Source organism: Cupriavidus sp. L7L (assembly GCF_004353535.1).
Lineage (GTDB): Bacteria > Pseudomonadota > Gammaproteobacteria > Burkholderiales > Burkholderiaceae > Cupriavidus > Cupriavidus oxalaticus_A.
Genome location: NZ_SMNY01000199.1, coordinates 1 through 2,738 on the forward strand (window position 1 = coordinate 1; position 2,738 = coordinate 2,738).

The window sequence follows — 2,738 nt, forward strand, 5'->3', positions numbered from 1 at the left end:
AGTGCCAAGGAAAGGCTGCGCGCGGAGAGTGGGGTTGCAATTCCCGACGACTACAGCGCCTTCGAGACGCTTCCGAAGTCGACCAGGCTACGTATGTAACAAAACTCGACCCTTGCACTAACTCTCAACACCATGAGCGATTTCAAATCTATTTCCGACGAATATCAGAACCTGCAGGCAGAGGAAGCCCGCGCAAAGAAGGATGCTGCAGAGCGCGCGGTTCAGAATGCCCAGCAACGCGTCCTCCGTACTCGTAAGGAGTTTGAGGAGGTCGGTGTTTACCGCTACATGGAGGAGCAAGTAGCATCTATGAAGCAAGAAGGCTTTGCATGCCGCTATTACCGCGACATTGTTGATGATCGCGCGATGGCATCGATCTCCTTCGTCGCGAAGAGGGCCGAAGCCATTGAAGATCGCAGCAAGTTCGGACCTGGCTTCTCAGGTGATATGAACACCCATTCTCTGCAGATCGAGTCACACGGCGATGCAGTTCGCTTCATGAGGTATAGCTGCTACAGGAGTGGTAGCGTGCACGATTCCAAGGCTCTAAGCGACCTGACGCTTGAGGACGTTCAAAAGCAGTTTGAGCATTTCGTGCGTGAGGCGTTCATCGACCGAAAGGTCCATGACGACAAGGCTGCTGACCAGCACGTCAACTCGCTGCGAAATCGCGGCTGATTTCATTCTCCCTCGGGCCTGCGACGACGTCGGTAGTGCCAGGCTCGTTTGACAGCTCGGCGACGAGACGTGACCTGTCTCCGCAACGCGTGGGTCTTACTCGCCAAGTTTGCCTTGGCAACGTCTAGCTGCGTACGAATTGCGGCAATCTCAACAGCGGAAGACTGCAGCGCTGCGTCGCGCTGGGCTCGCGCCTGGGCGAGATCCTCCTGTAGTTGCTCGGCCTGGCCTAGCAGGCGATTGCGATGTCCTTCGGCGGCCTCCTTCGCAGCGAGGATGCTGTCACAGCGGCCTAGCGCCTCTGCCACCCGCTTTTCTGCTCCTTCACGCGCTACCCTGTCCCGGAGTGCGGCTTGCTTGAAGTCATCTGCCGTCGCCAATAGGCGGCGCTGTTCGCTCATGAGCTGCTCTACCTGTTGCTGGACTCCATTGAGCGCTTGCGCCGCTAGCTCGGCCTCCTGCCGTCGCAGCTGCTGTGTGTTCTCGAACTCGGCCCTCCACTCCGCAGCGTGCGCCTCAGCTGCAACCCGGCCAACTCTCTCAGCTGCAACTGACTGATGCAGCTCAGCAACCTTTTGCTGAAGCAACTCAAGCTCACCTGAAAGCGTTGTGTTGTGTGCCGCCAGCTCGTCGCATTGGGCCTGTACCCGATCTCGTTGCTCGGTGATGGCCAGCACCTGGAGTACTGCTTCGTCCCGCACCTCCTTCGTGGTCGCCTCGGACTGCGCTACCGCGCTTTGCCACACGTCAGAAGCCACCTGGCCGAAATGGTCCAGGAGGAATTCAGGGACGTCTGGGCGCTGGATCTGGATTCGGGCCGTCTTTCGCAGGTTCTCCCAGAAGCCGTTGATCTCTTCCTGAGCCGTGCTCATGCTCGGCGACCGCCCGTTATCCGCCAGCAAGCTGACGACCCGCTGGGCGCTTGGCCGCTGGCCGAATGTGAAAAATAGGTCCCTTGCCAGCTCCCGAATCTGGTCGCGGTAGCCGGCGCGACCTGGGAAGCGCTCTTTGATGCGCAGGACCAGGTTGGAGAGCTGTGTGGAATCGACAGGGTTCATGGCTGATATCCCAGTGATGAGGGTCTGAAGGTTGCGAATACGACACTCGCGGAACATGTTGGCTATGTCGTAATTATATGGCGTAGTACGTTATGAATGTTACGCAACCATCATCGTTTTTGACATAGTGCTACTTATGTCCATTTATGATAGCGTAGTAACGATACGTAAGTTATACTGCCCATGCAGCTTCCGCTGTACATGCGCTCGGCCTGCTGGCCGTTTTCACGGGAGAATCAGATGACCAACACGAATAAGCCGCTGCCTTCCTTGAAGGCGATGGCAGAGAGCAAGCTGATGGACGGCGTCAGCAAGCAGACGATCTTCAAGCTCGATCCGCGCATCGTGAAGGTTCGGCCAGGACACAATGGCCGGATCAAGAACAGCGGCCTGCGTGCCCACATCGACGCCATGAAGGTCTCCATGCGGACTGCTGGCACAGCGGCTTTCCCACCGATTGACGTTGAAGTCGATGACGGCGAGATCTTTCTGGTCGACGGCGAGTGCCGCACGACCGCCGCCATCGAGCTTATGGACGAAGGCCATGACCAGCTGTACCTTGACGCTCGGCAGTTTCGCGGCTCGGAGGACGAACGCATTGCCCACATGCTCACGTCCAATCAGGGTCGGGGCTTTAACGGGCTGGAACTCGGGCACATCTACCTGCGCCTGCGGCGCTGCGGATGGTCGATTCAGCGGATCTGCGAGCGTAACGGCAAGTCGGACACTCACGTCCAACAGATGATCGTGCTCGCCGAATCCCCTTTGGAACTGCAGGGCCTGCTGGCAGCGGAAAAGGTCGGCACGGATGCCGCTGTAGCAGCCATCCAGAAGTACGGCGTGAAGCGAGCCCTTGAGATCCTCCGCGCCATGGTCGAAAAGATCGGCGGACAGAAGAAGATCACCAAAACCGCGGTGCTGGGGCGAGCCTTCTCCCGAACCACCGTCAATGACGTGGTTGCATCCCTCGACACCTTCTACAATCGCCTGTCGAAGCAACAG

3 protein-coding genes are annotated in these 2,738 nt (G+C 58.2%); 2 read left to right on the forward strand and 1 reads right to left on the reverse strand.

Features of this window, described 5'->3' with window-relative positions; genetic code table 11:
- Positions 1-132: 132 nt before the first annotated feature.
- Positions 133-678 (forward strand): hypothetical protein, encoded by a 546-nt coding sequence (locus tag E1J61_RS37130; protein ID WP_133098691.1) that lies wholly within the window; start codon positions 133-135, stop codon positions 676-678.
- Between the two features lie 2 nt (positions 679-680).
- Here the strand turns inward: E1J61_RS37130 and E1J61_RS37135 are convergent, their stop codons facing one another.
- On the reverse strand, positions 681-1,736 hold the full coding sequence (locus tag E1J61_RS37135; RefSeq protein WP_165971647.1) for a DNA-binding protein: 1,056 nt from the start codon (positions 1,734-1,736) through the stop codon (positions 681-683).
- A gap of 240 nt (positions 1,737-1,976) precedes the next feature.
- On the opposite strand from E1J61_RS37135, the gene E1J61_RS37140 reads away from it, so the two are divergent.
- A partial coding sequence (locus tag E1J61_RS37140) for a hypothetical protein (protein WP_133098693.1) occupies positions 1,977-2,738 on the forward strand: 762 nt, incomplete at its 3' end.

What these genes read in the sequence shown, in the direction of transcription:
- E1J61_RS37130 (WP_133098691.1), top strand. Translation starts at nt 133, where the DNA reads ATGAGCGATTTCAAATCTATTTCCGACGAATATCAGAACCTGCAGGCA.
- E1J61_RS37135 (WP_165971647.1), bottom strand. Translation starts at nt 1,736, where the DNA reads ATGAACCCTGTCGATTCCACACAGCTCTCCAACCTGGTCCTGCGCATC.